We start from the raw sequence: 15404 nt of genomic DNA, 5'->3' as shown, positions 1-15404 counted from the left end.
GCTTTCCACGCCGTTGCCACTGCCAAGATTTTTCCAAAACGCCTGCCGGTCCTCGGCGGGCGTTTTGCGTTTGGGCGATTGTCATCGGGCCTTTTCTGGACAGATCAGGCAAGTCGGTTCAATATGTGAGGCATAGAACCTAAATAGAAGCAAAAGCAAAGTCATAGCAGCAACTGTGACAGAGTTCGGGACAACAAACTGACGTGACCACGGCGGCCCGCCACCGGTCGGAGGAGCAACGCATGTCGATGCGCACGATTGCCAAATGCCTGCCCGCAATTGCGATGGGGATTGCTTTGTCGGGCTGTATGGCCCCGGTTGAAGAGCCGGTCACGATTTCAAACAGTTCCGATACCATCGTCACCCCGTGGGGGGCGCCGTCCCAGAATGCACGCCCGGCCCCCGCGACCGCGATGCCGACGTCTGCACCGGAAAATGACAACCTGGTCATGATGGATGATCCCAACCGCAAGGCGCTTGACGACATCCGCCAAAAGCAGGTCCATGAAGCGCGTATCGCACTTGGCATTCTTGATCGCATGGCGCAACGCTGCCAGACCGGGGATGCGGCGGCCTGCACAACGCTTCAAACCAATTGGAGCACATTGTCCCAGCAACTCCATAAAACACTGTCGATGCTGTCGGGTGACGCGATGCAGATGCCAACCAACATCCCGGCAGACGATCCGGCCATGCCCGCGATGGATAGCAACACGCCCATGACCACGGCGCCAGCCGCGGCACCAACGCCGAGCACAATGCCAGCCGCCCCGATGGCAAACCAGCCATCCCTGGCCCCGACCATGCAAGACCCGGCCAGCGGAGATGTCCCGACCATGGAAAAAACCATTCCGATGACCGAACCCGGTGCCGATGGCTGAGCATTAGCGCGAAAATACAACTTGGAATAATTTAATTTGAGATAGAGCAAAGAAACCATCCCGCGACGACGATATGTTTGCCCATGACGCTAAGGTCCGGAGCGATTTGAAACATTTCGGGTCTGCGCCATGCCCCCTACCGAATGGAGATCGGATTATGTATCGGGATATTCTTGTCCATATCGACACCTCAGCTGCCTGCAAGGAACGCCTTAATGTGGCGTTGAAAGTTGCCAAGGCGCAGGACGCGCACCTTACCGGTCTTTTCCTGCTGCCTTATCCTGAAATTCCGCGCTTCATGGAAGTCCAGATCACCGAGGAAATCATTAACCAGCAGCGCGCTGCGATGGCCGAAACCGCAAAGGCGGCCCGCACCCAGTTTGAAGAAACCTGCAATGCTGCCGGTGTGGCCTTCAGCTGGCAGGAAACCTCCTGCCCGGCATCGGAAATTGCCGATACCACCGCAATGTATGCCCGCCATCATGACCTGACGGTTCTGGGGCAGCACGACCCGGAAAGCTCCGATCCGTGCTCTGTCTCGGAAATGCCGGACAAAGTCATTCTGACGGCTGGCGCGCCGGTCCTGCTTGTGCCGTATGTCGGCAAGTTCGATAGCATTGGCGAACGCGTCATGGTTGCCTGGAAGCCCTATCGTGAAGCGGTACGCGCGATGAATGACAGCATGCCGTTCCTGGAAGCTGCGAAATCCGTGATGGTTCTGTGTGCCGACCCGAACAAGGGTGCCCGCGACACCATGCCGGTCCCGGGCGTTGATATCGGCGAACGCCTGAAATGCCATGGCGTGAATGCCAAGAAAGAAACCATGAATGCCTCTGGCATCGGTGTCGGCGACCTTCTGTTGTCACGTGCAGCTGACGAAAGCATCGATCTGATGGTTTGCGGCGCCTATGGCCGCCCGCGCCTGCGCGAACTAATGCTTGGTGGTGTCACCCAACACCTGCTGCGCCACATGACCGTCCCGGTCCTGATGTCGCACTAAAAACCACAGACTTCCAATCTGCAAAACCGGCTGGAACTCCCAGCCGGTTTTTTTGTTTTCTATCAGCTATTTAATTGTGACAGCACACACAATAAACCGCGACGATCCGCTTGCCGTGCGGCCATCAACTCCAAAACCTGGCATTAGATTTATGTGATCGACAGCATCAATACATATTGAAAATCATATGTAATTTCTGTCATGATTGGTTTTTCCGATGGATGAGAACGATTTAATTGTGGCGCAAAAGTCGTTCGAATCCTTGCCAAATGAAACCAATAAGGCCAAATTGGTTCTTACCGCAAAACGGAGCATGCTCCGAAAAGAGATCGACAAAAGAGAGATGGATCGCCTTCTCTGATCTGATGGTTCCAAAGAAGACTGGAATCGCTGTAACTTTTGACAAGGGTCAATGCCATATCCGCCAGCATGGCTGATAAGGGAACGATAAAGACCCGGTCAGGCCGGAGGATATGTCCAGCAGCAGATCGCTGATCTGGACGAGACCAGAGCTTTGTGATGCCACGACCGACTGCAAAGCGCGTGACACTGCAAAGAGACAGGCGAAAGAAACAAGTATGAATTACAACACCTTCTTCAAAGATGCGTTGGCTGGCCTCAAAGCTGAAGGCCGGTATCGTGTATTCGCCAATCTCGAACGTATTGTCGGAAAATTCCCCAAGGCGCTCTATCACCCCGATAATGGCGAAGCCCCGCGTGAAATCACTGTGTGGTGCTCCAACGATTATCTTGGCATGGGCCAGCACCCCAAGGTGCTTGATGCCATGCAAAGTGCCATCACCGGTCAGGGTGGCGGTGCTGGTGGCACGCGTAACATTTCGGGCTCCAACCATCTGCATGTCGCGCTTGAGCGTGAACTCGCCGACCTGCATGGCAAGGAAGCCGCCCTTCTGATGACGTCGGGCTATGTCGCAAACTGGACGACCCTGTCGACCTTGGGCTCGAAACTCCCTGATTGCGTGATCATTTCCGACTCCGAAAATCACAATTCCATGATCGAAGGCATGCGCCATTCCAAGGCAGAGCGCCGCATCTGGAAACATAACGACATCGCCCATCTTGAAGAAATCCTCAAGGATCTCGGCCCGCAGCGCGCCAAGATCGTCGCGTTCGAGTCAGTCTATTCGATGGATGGCGATATCGCGCCGATCGGTCAGATCCTTGATCTTTGCGAGAAATACAACGCCATTTCCTATCTCGATGAAGTCCACGCCGTTGGCATGTATGGCCCGCGCGGCGGCGGTGTTGCCGAACGCGATGGTGTCATGGACCGCGTTGACATCATCCAGGGCACCCTTGCCAAGGCATTCGGTGTGATTGGTGGCTACATTGCCGCCAAGCCGGAAATCGTCGACTTCGTGCGCAGCTTCGGTAACGGCTTTATCTTTACCAGCTCCCATCCGCCAAGCATTGCGGCCGGCGCACTGGCCTCTGTCCGCCATCTCAAGGAAAGCAATGTCGAACGCATTGCGCAGAAGGAACGCGCCGACACCCTGCGTGCCCGCATGCGCGCGGCCGACCTTCCGGTCATGGATGCGCCAAGTCATATCGTGCCGCTGATGGTCGGCGATCCGGCGATGTGCAAGGAAGCCAGCGACCGCCTGCTGTTCGAACATGACATCTATGTCCAGCCGATCAACTACCCGACCGTTCCGCGCGGAACTGAGCGCCTGCGCTTTACCCCGGGACCGCTCCACAATGACGAACTGGTTGATCACCTGATCGACTCGCTGCTCACGGTCTGGAGTCAGCTTGGCATTTCCAAGGTCGCGTAAGGTATTCGTGCCAGACAAAAATTTTAAAGGCCGATGGCAAATGCCCCGGCCTTTTTGCTGATCTGCATAGCGTAATCGCCCGTATCCGAAGGCAATGATGTTCCGACGTTTGCTTTCGGCGGGCTGCGTTCTATATTGAGGTTGTCTTTCCGGTTTTGGCCGGTATCGATAAACATTTGCAATTAAGAACCGTTCGCGTTAACGTCGGACCTGTGATCAAACAGGGACCGCCTATGTATTCGGATAGAACCTTGCTTCCCAAAGAATGTCTCCGCCTTTGTGCGCTTGGCACCCTTGCCCTTTCCGACAAGCCGATCAGCTATGGCGATCTGGCCAACTCGGTGCGTCATTTCATGTCCCACATCATGGGACCGTCACTTGATATGATGGGAAGTTCGCTTCAGCTCCTCAAGCTCGAAGGACTGGTCAAGGAAGATACCGCAAGCGGTGCGTTCTCTGATGCGCAGCTCAGCCTGACCGATGCCGGGCATGAGAAGTTCATTGAACTGATGCAGGGCAATCTGCGCGATACGTCGGGCGAGCTTTCGCGACTGATCATGGCGCTCAAGATGCGGTTTCTGCATCTGCTTGATGACGACATCCGCACCGAACAGATCGAGATCCTGCAAGACGTTTGCGAACTTGATCTTGAGCGTGTTCTGGCACTTCGTGAAGAACACTCAAACGAGGCCGAAAACTTCACCGGTTGGCTTGAAATGGAAGTCAAACGTCTCGAACAAAAGCGCGACTGGCTCAAAAGCCTTTTGGCGTAAACCATTTTCCCCTTATAGTCGTGGCAGATGACCAGCAGGAAGCAGGTCCAACGTCACAGGCAGGGACGGAAAATGTTGATACGCGAAGAAACCGAAAACGACATTGCGGCGATTCACGCGTTGCTGAATGGGGCCTTTGCAAACGCCCCTCACAGCCAGCAGACCGAACATCTGATCGTCGATGCGCTCAGAAAAAGTGGTCAACTAACCCTTTCCCTGATCGCGGAACAGGACGGCGAGATTGTCGGCTGCGTCGCGTTTTCACCGGTCAAAATCAACGGCAAAGCCTGTGGCTGGTTTGGCCTCGGGCCAGTCGCGGTCACGCCGGATCGTCAAGGTATGGGTATTGGTTCCGAACTGATCCAAAGCGGCATCCGCCATTTGCGCGCCGACGATGCCCATGGCTGCGTCGTTCTGGGCGAACCTGATTATTACGGCCGGTTCGGCTTTGCGCCCCTGCCCGATTTGAAACTTGAAGGCGTGCCCGATGAATATTTCATGGCACGCCCATTGGTTGATGAAATCCCGCAAGGTCAGGTCGAATACGACCCGGCCTTTTATATCGCGCCGGAAAATAACGATTGAAGCCGCCCGGCTTCTCGCACGTTGCCCCGATCTTTCCGATCAATAAAGATGCTGCCCGCCGGTGACAAATATCTCCGTGCCGGTGACATAGGTACTGTCGTCGCCGACCAGATAATGTACTGCGGCGGCAACGTCTTCGGGGGTGCCCATGCGGTTCATCGGAATGCGCGGCACAAGCGCCTCATATTCCGGGGAAATCATGTCGGTCTTGATCTCGCCGGGTGCGACGGCATTAACCCGCACACCCAGTTCGGCAAACTCGACAGCCATTTCACGGGTCAGCCCCGAAAGGGCAGCCTTGGATGTCGAATAGGCCGATCCGGCAAACGGGTGAACATAGTGGCCGGCGATCGAGGTAATATTGCAAATCGCCCCTTTGCCCCGATGAAGCGCGGATGCGAAACCACGCGAGAGTGTGAGCGGGGTAAAGAAGTTCAGCTCAAACACATCGCGCCATGCGGCAATGTCACCATTCAAGCTGCCCAGTCGTTCCTTGTAGGGCGTTTTTGGCGATACACCGGCATTATTGACCAATGCATGCAACGGATCATCGCCCAGCACTTCATTTGCCTCGGCAATGAAGGCTTCGACTTCTGCCGGTTTGGAAAGGTCGGCACGAATATGGATGCCTTGCGCCGGATCACGCGGGCAGCTTGGCGGCGGCGCTTCACGTGAACAGCAAATCACCCGCCAGCCACGTCTGGCGAAATATCCGACCGTGACATGACCGATGCCACGGCTGGCACCTGTCAGGACGACTGTTTTCGGGGCGTTGCTGGTCATTGGGTCTACTCACTTCACGAAATGCGTGCGCAAACAGAATTTTGCGCACTTTCTTATAGCATCCAAGGCCTTCCGCTTCGAAGGAAAAGCCCTGCCCTGCATGATTTTTCTGCAATCATCACCGCGATATAGTCGGCGTTACCGACATTTGGCAAGGTGTGCGAAACAGGCTATGTTTTTACCGCGTTTATAATAGGCAAAAACATGTGCAGCCGCTTTGATCTGAACAGTGATATCCGGGCCTTTCAGGTCCAGCTTGGGCTGGAAATGGAAGACATTATGCGCATGCCGCTGCCAGACGGGATCAACGAGGCCCAAAACGGCGACGAGGATGAAGAAGCCGCCTTTGACAGCCTGACCGGCACACGCCGCCCGACCGATCCGATTGCCGTCATCCTGCCCCATCGCAAGGCCGGCATTCGTTATTGGGGGCTTGGAGTGCCGGGGCTTAACAGCCCGATGATCAATGCGCGTGCGGAGACGCTGAGTGAAAAGCCGACCTTCCGGCCCCTTTTGAACCGCCGCTGTCTGATCCCGGCCAATGGCTGGTATGAATGGCGCAAGGATGGTACAGCAAAGCACAAGAACCGCATCACCCTGCCCGATCATCAACCGTTTCTGTTTGCCGGTCTCGAAAACGGGCGCGAAGCAGCCATCATTACCTGTGCCCCATCGGGCGCGATTGCCCATATTCACAACAGGATGCCGGCCGTGATCGGCCCTAATCATCTGACGGACTGGCTTGATCCAACGACGGATTTCAATGATCTGGGATATATGCTGGGCCCGCTGCCCGATCACGTTCTGTCCTGGCAGGAAGAACCGGATGAAAACACCAAGGCCAAACCCGATCCGGCAACAAACCAGATTGATCTGTTTTCAAAATGAGATGTGCCAATCAGGCCAGCCAAACATGTTTTGGCCTGATTGGTCTTATTCGCTTTCGACGTCGTTTGCGGCACACGGTGTTGCAGCGCAAGCACGCAGCGCACCACCAAGACCGGTTTGACCGGCAACCACCGCGCCAAGATCGGGCAGGCCAACATTCGGATTGTTGAGTTCCTGAGCGAGATCTTCGGACATGGAAGCGAAATCAATGATATCGCGTAAAGACAACATGGGACTTCCCCTGCCAGACGTTTCTTTTCCACTATGCGAAACGCCTCGTTAATCGGGGTTTCGTCACTTTCTTATTTCTGTAACCCTCTCGCGATTTGTTCGCGAGTGCAACAAGAAAAAGGCGCATGAAAATGCGCCTTTTCAACAATATACCATCAGATAGGTAACATAATTTCGCGAAATCAGCAGCTTAGCTGAGCCACAGCGCCTAGTGCATTATCCATAACGGCAAGGCACATTTTACCAACATATCCTGTGTCACACCGCCAAGGATCATTTCCTTAAAGCGTGAATGGCTGTAGGCACCCAGAACGATGGTATCGGCACCGCATTTTTCCGCCTCGGAAATCAAGGTATTAGAAACCTGTCCGGCTTCCGGGCATTCAACAACGGCGGCTTCGACTCCATGCCAGCTGAATTGTTCCGCCAAGGCCTTGGCGCAGGCGCGGCCATAGGGAACTTCACCGACACTAACGATCGTGACTTCCTTGGCATTGCGCAGCATCGGCATGGCCGAGGTTACCGCGCGTGCGGCTTCGATCCCGCCATTCCAGGCAATCATGACTTTCTCGCCGATTGTTGCCGGTGCACGTTCCGGGGCCACAAGGATCGGACGCCCGGTTTCCATCAGTGCGGCGTCAAAGGTCAGCGACGCAGATGCTTCTTTGGGGTCACGGCCAATCACGACAAGATCAAACAGGCGCCCGCGGCGTGCCACCGTTTCGTCTTCGCGACCACTATCCTTGCGCCAGGTGCAGGTCGGCTTGGCAACCGATGTTGGCGTGTTGGTTTCTTCAACACCGGAATCCTTTACCGCCGCCTGATAGCTGACCTTGCCACTGGCTTCGCGCTTTTCGGTTTCCTTTGCCGCGGCCTGGATCATTTCTTCGATGATCAGGCCCGACATGCCCTCGCCGACAATCGGGATGGCGTCTTGCGGTTCGGCAGCGACAAACAGCGCTTCGAGATGAGCATCAAACGTTTTGGCCAGCTTGAAAGCCGTTGCCATCACGCGTTCATCGATCGCTGTGCCTGCTACCGGGGCCAGAATTGTGCGAATTGCCATTTTAATTACTCCCGACTGTCCAACAGGTTATTGAACCTGCTCGAAATTTGGTCTGCTAATGACCACATACCCATGCAGCTTGAGATCTTTTGCCTCGACATTCTTTGTTCAAGATCAAAAATTTGCGAAAGTTATTATTATTCCTATATTTTGTCGGTGGCGGTTCGGTTTTTCTCGATCAACCGCGCATAAAATGATTGTAACATGAATGCCAGCGATTACGATGGCGCTTTGGATATCGGGATTATTATTCTCTTGGGTAGGAACCGGCGTACAAGACACACTAGGGTCAGGACCCATTAATTTGATTGGAATGGCAGAGCTTAAATTTGTGAAATCCAAGGAAAATGCCGCAAAGCGGGTTGGTATCCCGCTTAAGGTGTTTGACGCAGGAGTTTGCAAATATAAGCTCTGTCCTTCGGATCGCTCAGATTTGCACGGGCTACTTTGTCGCAACACCTTGAAAGATAGATATCTTCCTACTGTGTTGCTTCGCGTATCCGCACAAATCTGAGCGACCATTCAAACCTAATTAATGGGTCCTGACCCTACACTTGACGTGCGGAGATAAGAACGGGGTTACTCGCGGATGGACTATAACGCACTGCACGACAATGCACGTGAAGCAGCAGAATTTCTCAAAACGCTGGGCAATGAATGGCGCCTGCTGATTCTGTGCTCGCTCGGCGAGAATGAAAAATCCGTTGGCACGCTGGAAAACGAACTGGGCATCAAACAGTCTGCCCTGTCCCAGCACCTTGCCCGCCTGCGTCGCGAAGGACTTGTAAAAACACGCCGCGACGCGCAAACGATTTATTATTCGCTGGCCAATCCGGACATCATGAAAATCATTGCTGTCCTGCAGGACACCTTCTGTCCGCCGGAAACCGTCGCCTAATAAAGTCGACCAAGGGCCGATAAAAAAACGCACAAGGTTCCCGCCCTGTGCGTTTTTGTTTTTCGGCTACTGCCTTATACTTCTTATCCTTACGGAAACAGCTTTTGGGTATCCCAGCCGCTATCCGCGTCATCGCGGGTGAACAGCTTGCGATCATGCAGGCGGAATTTGCCCTCTGCCCAAAACTCAATGCGATCCGGGACAAGACGGAACCCGCCCCAATGATCGGGACGCGGCACCTTGCCGAGACCAAACTTGGCGGTAAATTCCGCAACCCTTTTTTCCAGATCGAACCGGCCACTCATCGGGCGTGACTGGATCGATGCCCAGGCACCCAACTGGCTGCCCCGCGCCCGCGATGCGAAATATTCATCAGACTCGGCGGCATCGACCTTTGCAACCTTGCCCTCAATCCGCACGCATTTTTCAAGCGTCTTCCAGTGGAAGCAAAGCGCTGCAAAACTGTTCTCGGCCAACTGATCACCCTTGCGGCTTTCATAGTTGGTGTAGAACACAAAACCGTTCGGATCGAAATCCTTGAGCAACACGATCCGGGCGGACGGACGGCCTTGCGCATCCGCCGTTGCCAGCGTCATCGCATCCGGATAGGCACTTTCCGCCTTTTTGGCATCCGAAAACCATGTTTCGAACATCTCGAACGGGGCATCGTGGGGTTCATGCCCCATTTTTGGCGCATTTTTTTCGTTCATTGCGAAAGGAATTCCTTTAGCTGATTGGTTTTGTTGCCGGGAAAATCATTTATTTCGGAACTACGGTGGCAGCAACAACGTTGGATCAGTATATATATGCAAAGCATATCGGTTGGGACTGTAAAGACAATATGGGCAAATTAAACATGAAATTCCGTCATATCGTTATTCCGGTCATCATGACCGCTTTCATCGCCGGCTGTGCCCAGGATCAGGGTCAGAAACAAACGGCCGGTACGCTTTTGGGTGCCGTCGGTGGCGCCGTCGCAGGTGCGCAGTTCGGTAAAGGCAGCGGCCAGCTGGTCGGTGTTGCCCTTGGGACGCTTGCAGGTGCCTTCATCGGCAGCGAAGTCGGCAAATCGCTTGATAATGCCGACCGCGCCATCATGGCACAAAACACCCAGCGCACCCTCGAAGCCACCCCGACAGGTCAGACCACCACCTGGCAGAACCCGGATACCGGTGTTCAGGGTACGGTTACCCCGACCCGCACCTATCAGGAACCCAAGACCCAGGAATACTGCCGCGAATACCAGCAGACGGTCATGATTGGCGGCCAGGAAGAAACCGCCTATGGCACTGCATGCCGTCAGCCGGATGGCAGCTGGAAAGTCGTGAACTAAAAGTCGTGAACTAAGCGTCTTTTAAAAATCTGAAATGACAGGCGGTGCGGTCCTTGCGATCTGCGCCGCCTTTTCATATCTGCACATTGGTTCGGGTGATCAGAGCCCAAACACCCTCTCACCCGACATTTCCCGTTGTTTCGGATCATCTGCGGCAAAATGGTTCATCTTTTGCCCCGCATGATCTAATAATGAACCCAACGTGTAATCTAGCTTACGTGCTTATTGTTTCTGGAACCGGTCAGTAAATGCAGGATCCCTACAAGACTCTTGGCGTCGCCAAAACCGCCAGTCAGGACGAAATCAAAAAGGCCTATCGCAAACTGGCGCGCGAACTCCATCCCGATGTGAATCCGGGCGATGCCAAAATCGAAGAACGCTTCAAAAAGGTATCAAGCGCCTACCATCTGTTGGGCGATGCGGAACGCCGCAAGAAGTTCGACAATGGTGAAATCGACGTCGATGGCCGCGAAACCAGCCCGTTTGCCCGTGGCGGCGGCGGACATGCCGGTGGCGGCTTTGGTGGCGGTGATCCGTTTGGCGGCTTTTCCGGTGCCAATGCAGAAGACATCTTTGACGAGATTTTCGGCAAGGGACGCGGTCGTGGTGGTGGCGGCGGTTTCGGTGGCTTTGGCGGGGAACGCAAACCCAAAAAGGTCAAGGGCCCGAACATCTCCTATGAGCTCAGCCTTGATTTTTCCGAGGCCATTCTGGGCACGACCAAACGCATCAACCTTGCCAGTGGCAAAAGCCTTGAAGTCCGCATTCCGCCCGGAAGCGAGAACGAACAGACGCTGCGCCTGAAGGGTCAGGGCATGGCTGGCATGAATGGTGGCGAAGCGGGTGACGCGCTGATCAAGCTGCATGTTCATCCCGACAAAACCTTCCGCCGTCAGGGCAATGACATCCATTGTGATCTGGCGATCAGCCTGTCAGAAGCCATCCTCGGCGGTTCGATCGAAGTGCCGATTGTCGATGGCAAGGTCAATATGAAGCTGCCGGCCAACGCCAATAGCGGCACCAAGTTACGCCTGCGTGGCAAGGGCGCACCCTATGACCGTGGCAACAAACGCGGTGATCAGTATGTGCACCTGACGGTCAAGCTGCCCGAAGAACGCGATGAAGAATTGATCGAGTTCATCAAGGACTGGTCTGAAAAGCACCCCTACAAGGCACGCTAAACACCCCCACAAAAGCCGGCATATGCCGGCTTTTTTCTTGGGCTCCGCATTGCGTGCCCGGAACTTGCGTACAGACTGTGCCTGTTAATCGCGTTTCGTGTTACCATATTGTTTTAACGCACTTTGTCGCAAAGAACGAAACCGCTTATCAGGGATCATATGGAACAGCTCAGCAATCCGGACATCTATCTGCAGTGGCTTGAACAGGCGATCGCCTGGCTGTCTGCAAATGTCCTGCTGGTGCCGATCCTGATCCAGATTGCCGCCTGTATCCTTGCCACCATCCCGGCCTTTTTGCTGCGTGGTCGGCTGGCATCCCTGCTCTCCAAACTGCAGGACTGGAAACCGCTTCTGCCCTATGCCGGTTTCCGCCGCTTTGCGCAGGTTTTGCCTGACCTCGCCTTTCCGCTGATCTTTGTCGTCACCATCTGGCTGCTTGATGCCATCGCCATTCAGGCGGGCTATCGCCATAACGTCATACGGTTGGTGGCAAGCCTTCTCAATGCATGGATCGTCATTCGTCTGGCGGCCGCCATCGTCAATGATCCGGTCTGGTCGCGCACGATTGCAACGGTGGCCTGGACATTGGCCGCCCTTAACATCGTTGGCTGGCTGGAACCGGGTATTGAGATCCTTGAGGGGCTGGCGGTTGAAGTCGGCGAATTCCGCGTTTCGGTCTATGGCGTCATCAAGGCTGTTCTGTCGCTGGCGGTATTGCTGTGGGTGGCGTCCTTTGCCTCGCGCCTGTTTGAACAACGCATCCGCAAGGTCCAGCGTCTGACACCCTCGGTTCAGGTGCTGATGGCAAAGCTTCTCAAACTTGTGCTGCTGTCTGTCGCGGTTCTGTTTGCCTTGTCGACCATTGGTGTTGATCTGACCGCGCTTGCCGTCTTTGGCGGTGCGGTTGGTGTCGGGATCGGCCTTGGCCTGCAGCGCATTGTCGCCAACCTGATCAGTGGCGTGATCCTGTTACTCGATCGCTCGATCAAGCCGGGCGATGTCATAGCGATTGGCGAGACGTTTGGCTGGATTCAGTCGCTCGGAGCACGCTATACCGCCGTCCGCACCCGCGATGGCACGGAATTCCTGATCCCCAATGAAGACCTGATCACCACCCAGGTCGAAAACTGGAGCCACTCGGACGTCAAGCTGCGCCTGAAAATCCCGGTCGGTATTGCCTATAGCTGCGACCCGCATCTGGCGATCAAGCTATGTAACGAGGCAGCCGCAAAATGCGCGCGTGTCCTCGACAATCCCGGCCCCAACACCCTGATGCGCGGCTTTGGTAATAACTCGGTCGATCTCGAAATACGTTTCTGGATCAATGATCCTCAAAACGGGCGCGGCAATATCATGAGCGAGATTTTGCTCAATGTCTGGGATGCCTTCATCGAAAACAATATCGAAATCCCGTTCCCGCAACGCGATCTGCATTTGCGCAGCAGCGATGCGCCGATCCGGGTGGAGATGACCAGCGCCAAAGCCCCCCGCTCGTCCGACTAGGCAAGGCCGCTCTAGCTGATGGTATCGGTCATCTCTTTTTGATCGATACTCGCTGTCTTGTCCTCATCCGGGTCTTTCTTGATCTGCTCGGGGATCTTGTCTTCCGGGCGCGGGGTATCAAGCAGCTCGCCGACCTTCACATCAAGAACCGTCTGGCGTTTCTTTTCGAGCTCAATCAAACGTTCACGCATGGCGACCGGCCAACCACCATCGGTCTGCACCACCAGCAGCCGGTCGTAATCGAGGAACAATCCCAAACGGGTCATCAGATCCATCAGCGAAATGCGTGACAGATCCCCCGACAGCAACCAACGATGGTTTTCCGACCGATCAATCAGCTTTTCACGCCGCAAGGCTGCCAGCGCCCAGTTCAAATCGCGCCCGCCCAGTTTGATTTCGCGCATCATCTTGCGATAGGTCGGCGGTTTGGCAGCCGTATGGAAACGCCCTTGCAGATATTCCAGAACGCGCAGTACCGCGATGATACGTTCCATGTGGCCTGGCACCGCCCCGCGCGGATCGGGGATCAGGCCGGCCGCCCGGGCCGCGCGCCATTCGGACCGGGCCGCTGCGACCTGCGCGCCCAGCAAAATCACGATCCAGGTCAGATACATCCACAACAGGAAGATCGGTACAATCGCCACCGCGCCATAGATCGTCTGATAGGTCGGAAAGGTCGTGACATAAAACGCAAAGCCCTTCTTCAGGGTTTCGAACAAAACGGCGGCCACAACGCCGCCCGCCAGACCATCAATAATCTCGACCGAGCGGTTCGGCATGCCGATAAACAGCAACGAAAACGCAATCGCCGACAAAATAAATGGCGCGAGAAAAGTAAGCTGGCCGATCTGCGCACCAAGCGCATCTCCGCCCACCAGATGGCGCATGGCAAAGATGTATGATGCGAGTGACAGGCTCAAGCCAAGCAGCATCGGCCCGACGGTCAGAAGCGTCCAGAACACCACCAGACGTGACAGCAGTTTGCGCGGGCTGGTGACACGAAACACATCATTCATCGCCCCTTCGATGGCCGAAAGCAGCATCACCGCCGTCAGACCCAGCACGACTGTGCCGATCGCTGTCATCTGCCCGGTATTTTGCAGGAACCCGCCCAGATAGTCGGTCACCTGCGCGCCGGTTTCGGGCAGGAAATTGTTCAGGACCACATCCATGATCTGGTCTTTGAACTGATCAAATACCGGAAAAGCCGACAGCACGGTCAGCGCAATGGCAAGAAACGGCACCATCGCGAGAAGCGTCGTATAGGACAGGCCAGCAGCGCGTTGCACGGATTTGTCATACACAAAACGCATGATGGCATATCGCCAGAACGCCGTTCGATCAGCGAGCAATTTCTGAATTTCGGCCATTAAACGCTTATCCCCACGCATTTTCCGGTTATACTGCACCTGATCAACAAGATAGCGCGCCTGCACGCGTTATGACAGGCCAGATTGACCTTGGCCGTGCTTTGTGTAGGATGCGCAAAATGTCTAATGCCTTCTGGGCCGGTCGCGGCTTTTTTTGAATGCCTCTACCTGCCAGAGAGAGATCGTGGGAACGAGAGGAAATATGAGCCTGTCCACCGACAATATTTCGGGCCTGATGGCCGGTAAACGCGGCCTGATCATGGGCGTCGCCAACGACAAATCCATTGCTTGGGGTATCGCCCGTGCAGCTGCCGCTGCCGGTGCAGAGATCGCCTTTACCTTCCAGGGCGAAGCCCTTGAAAAGCGTGTCCGCCCGCTTGCAGAATCTGTCGGCAGCGACATCGTTCTGCCATGCGATGTGACCGACGCGGAAAGCATGGATGCCGTGTTCGAGACGCTCAAGGAAAAGTGGGGCAAGCTGGACTTTGTCGTGCACGCCATCGGCTATTCCGACAAAAACGAACTGCGCGGCCGTTATGTCGACACCTCGCCGGAAAACTTCGCGATGTCGATGAATATCTCGGTTTATTCCTTTACCGCGATTGCCCAGCGCGCTGAAAAGCTGATGTCTGCGGGTGGTTCGATGCTGACCCTGTCCTATTACGGTGCAGAAAAGGTCATGCCGCATTACAACGTCATGGGTGTCGCCAAAGCAGCCCTCGAAGCCAGTGTCAAATACCTTGCAAACGACCTTGGCCCGGATGGCATTCGCGTCAACGCGATTTCGGCTGGCCCGATGAAGACGCTTGCTGCGTCCGGTATTGGGGACTTCCGCTATATCCTGAAATGGAACGAATACAACTCGCCGATGCGCCGCAACGTCACCCTTGATGACGTTGGTGGCTCGGGCCTGTATTTCCTGTCCGATCTTTCGACCGGTGTCACGGGTGAAACCCATCATGTCGATTGCGGTTATCATACCGTCGGCATGAAACAGGTTGATGCGCCCGATATCTCCGTCGTCAAAGGCTGATCGCTAAAATCGCTTGTTGAGGGGCCGTCCAGACGTTAAGACCGGGCGGCCCTATTTGTCTCTAAACCTTGGAATTCTGGAAT

17 protein-coding genes are annotated in these 15404 nt (G+C 55.1%); 11 read left to right on the top strand and 6 right to left on the bottom strand.

Annotated features, from left to right (window positions below; genetic code table 11):
• Positions 1–242: 242 nt before the first annotated feature.
• The 3 genes from UF64_RS10520 to hemA all read left to right on the top strand — a co-directional run bounded on the left by UF64_RS10520 (position 243) and on the right by hemA (position 3677).
• Entirely contained in the window at positions 243–881 is a 639-nt protein-coding gene (locus UF64_RS10520; RefSeq protein WP_044828528.1) for a hypothetical protein, read from the top strand.
• A 157-nt stretch (positions 882–1038) separates the two neighbouring features.
• On the top strand, positions 1039–1881 hold the full coding sequence (locus UF64_RS10515) for a universal stress protein (RefSeq protein ID WP_052657571.1): 843 nt from the start codon (positions 1039–1041) through the stop codon (positions 1879–1881).
• A gap of 578 nt (positions 1882–2459) precedes the next feature.
• Positions 2460–3677 (top strand): 5-aminolevulinate synthase, encoded by a 1218-nt coding sequence (hemA, locus tag UF64_RS10510; protein ID WP_044828962.1) that lies wholly within the window; start codon positions 2460–2462, stop codon positions 3675–3677.
• Between the two features lie 23 nt (positions 3678–3700).
• Here hemA and UF64_RS20540 read toward each other — a convergent pair whose 3' ends face one another.
• Complete coding sequence (locus UF64_RS20540; protein ID WP_161794615.1) at positions 3701–3853, bottom strand: hypothetical protein; 153 nt, start codon at positions 3851–3853, stop codon at positions 3701–3703.
• A 57-nt stretch (positions 3854–3910) separates the two neighbouring features.
• Here UF64_RS20540 and UF64_RS10505 point away from each other — a divergent pair, with 57 nt between their 5' ends.
• Together UF64_RS10505 and UF64_RS10500 are read left to right on the top strand one after the other, a co-directional pair.
• Positions 3911–4450, top strand: a complete 540-nt coding sequence (locus UF64_RS10505) for a hypothetical protein (protein ID WP_044828527.1) — start codon at positions 3911–3913, stop codon at positions 4448–4450.
• A gap of 72 nt (positions 4451–4522) precedes the next feature.
• Positions 4523–5035: a GNAT family N-acetyltransferase gene (locus tag UF64_RS10500; protein WP_044828526.1), complete on the top strand. Its 513-nt coding sequence runs from the start codon at positions 4523–4525 to the stop codon at positions 5033–5035.
• A 39-nt stretch (positions 5036–5074) separates the two neighbouring features.
• Here the strand turns inward: UF64_RS10500 and UF64_RS10495 are convergent, their stop codons facing one another.
• Positions 5075–5818: an SDR family NAD(P)-dependent oxidoreductase gene (locus UF64_RS10495; protein WP_044828525.1), complete on the bottom strand. Its 744-nt coding sequence runs from the start codon at positions 5816–5818 to the stop codon at positions 5075–5077.
• Between the two features lie 204 nt (positions 5819–6022).
• On the opposite strand from UF64_RS10495, the gene UF64_RS10490 reads away from it, so the two are divergent.
• Positions 6023–6706, top strand: a complete 684-nt coding sequence (locus UF64_RS10490) for an SOS response-associated peptidase (RefSeq protein ID WP_044828524.1) — start codon at positions 6023–6025, stop codon at positions 6704–6706.
• A gap of 45 nt (positions 6707–6751) precedes the next feature.
• On the opposite strand, the gene UF64_RS10485 is transcribed toward UF64_RS10490, so the two are convergent.
• Positions 6752–6937: a hypothetical protein gene (locus UF64_RS10485; protein WP_044828523.1), complete on the bottom strand. Its 186-nt coding sequence runs from the start codon at positions 6935–6937 to the stop codon at positions 6752–6754.
• A gap of 208 nt (positions 6938–7145) precedes the next feature.
• Positions 7146–8003, bottom strand: a complete 858-nt coding sequence (locus UF64_RS10480; protein WP_044828522.1) for a universal stress protein — start codon at positions 8001–8003, stop codon at positions 7146–7148.
• Positions 8004–8592: 589 nt separating this feature from the next.
• On the opposite strand from UF64_RS10480, the gene UF64_RS10475 reads away from it, so the two are divergent.
• Positions 8593–8901, top strand: a complete 309-nt coding sequence (locus UF64_RS10475) for a helix-turn-helix transcriptional regulator (RefSeq protein WP_044828521.1) — start codon at positions 8593–8595, stop codon at positions 8899–8901.
• Positions 8902–8990: 89 nt separating this feature from the next.
• Here the strand turns inward: UF64_RS10475 and pdxH are convergent, their stop codons facing one another.
• The gene (gene pdxH / locus UF64_RS10470) at positions 8991–9611 is read right to left on the bottom strand and encodes a pyridoxamine 5'-phosphate oxidase (RefSeq protein ID WP_044828520.1); all 621 of its coding nucleotides are present in this window, start codon (positions 9609–9611) and stop codon (positions 8991–8993) included.
• A 146-nt stretch (positions 9612–9757) separates the two neighbouring features.
• Here pdxH and UF64_RS10465 point away from each other — a divergent pair, with 146 nt between their 5' ends.
• The 3 genes from UF64_RS10465 (at position 9758) to UF64_RS10455 (ending at position 12918) form a co-directional block, all read left to right on the top strand.
• Positions 9758–10234: an RT0821/Lpp0805 family surface protein gene (locus UF64_RS10465; protein WP_044828961.1), complete on the top strand. Its 477-nt coding sequence runs from the start codon at positions 9758–9760 to the stop codon at positions 10232–10234.
• 248 nt (positions 10235–10482) lie between these two features.
• Positions 10483–11415 (top strand): DnaJ C-terminal domain-containing protein, encoded by a 933-nt coding sequence (locus UF64_RS10460; RefSeq protein ID WP_044828519.1) that lies wholly within the window; start codon positions 10483–10485, stop codon positions 11413–11415.
• A gap of 159 nt (positions 11416–11574) precedes the next feature.
• Entirely contained in the window at positions 11575–12918 is a 1344-nt protein-coding gene (locus UF64_RS10455; protein WP_044828518.1) for a mechanosensitive ion channel family protein, read from the top strand.
• 11 nt (positions 12919–12929) lie between these two features.
• On the opposite strand, the gene UF64_RS10450 is transcribed toward UF64_RS10455, so the two are convergent.
• Positions 12930–14288, bottom strand: a complete 1359-nt coding sequence (locus tag UF64_RS10450; protein ID WP_044828960.1) for a YihY family inner membrane protein — start codon at positions 14286–14288, stop codon at positions 12930–12932.
• Between the two features lie 202 nt (positions 14289–14490).
• On the opposite strand from UF64_RS10450, the gene fabI reads away from it, so the two are divergent.
• The gene (gene fabI, locus UF64_RS10445) at positions 14491–15321 is read left to right on the top strand and encodes an enoyl-ACP reductase FabI (protein WP_044828517.1); all 831 of its coding nucleotides are present in this window, start codon (positions 14491–14493) and stop codon (positions 15319–15321) included.
• Positions 15322–15404 lie beyond the last annotated feature (83 nt).

Source organism: Thalassospira sp. HJ (assembly GCF_000948415.1).
In the GTDB taxonomy this organism is placed as follows: domain Bacteria; phylum Pseudomonadota; class Alphaproteobacteria; order Rhodospirillales; family Thalassospiraceae; genus Thalassospira.
This window is presented reverse-complemented; position numbering and strand designations above follow the sequence as displayed.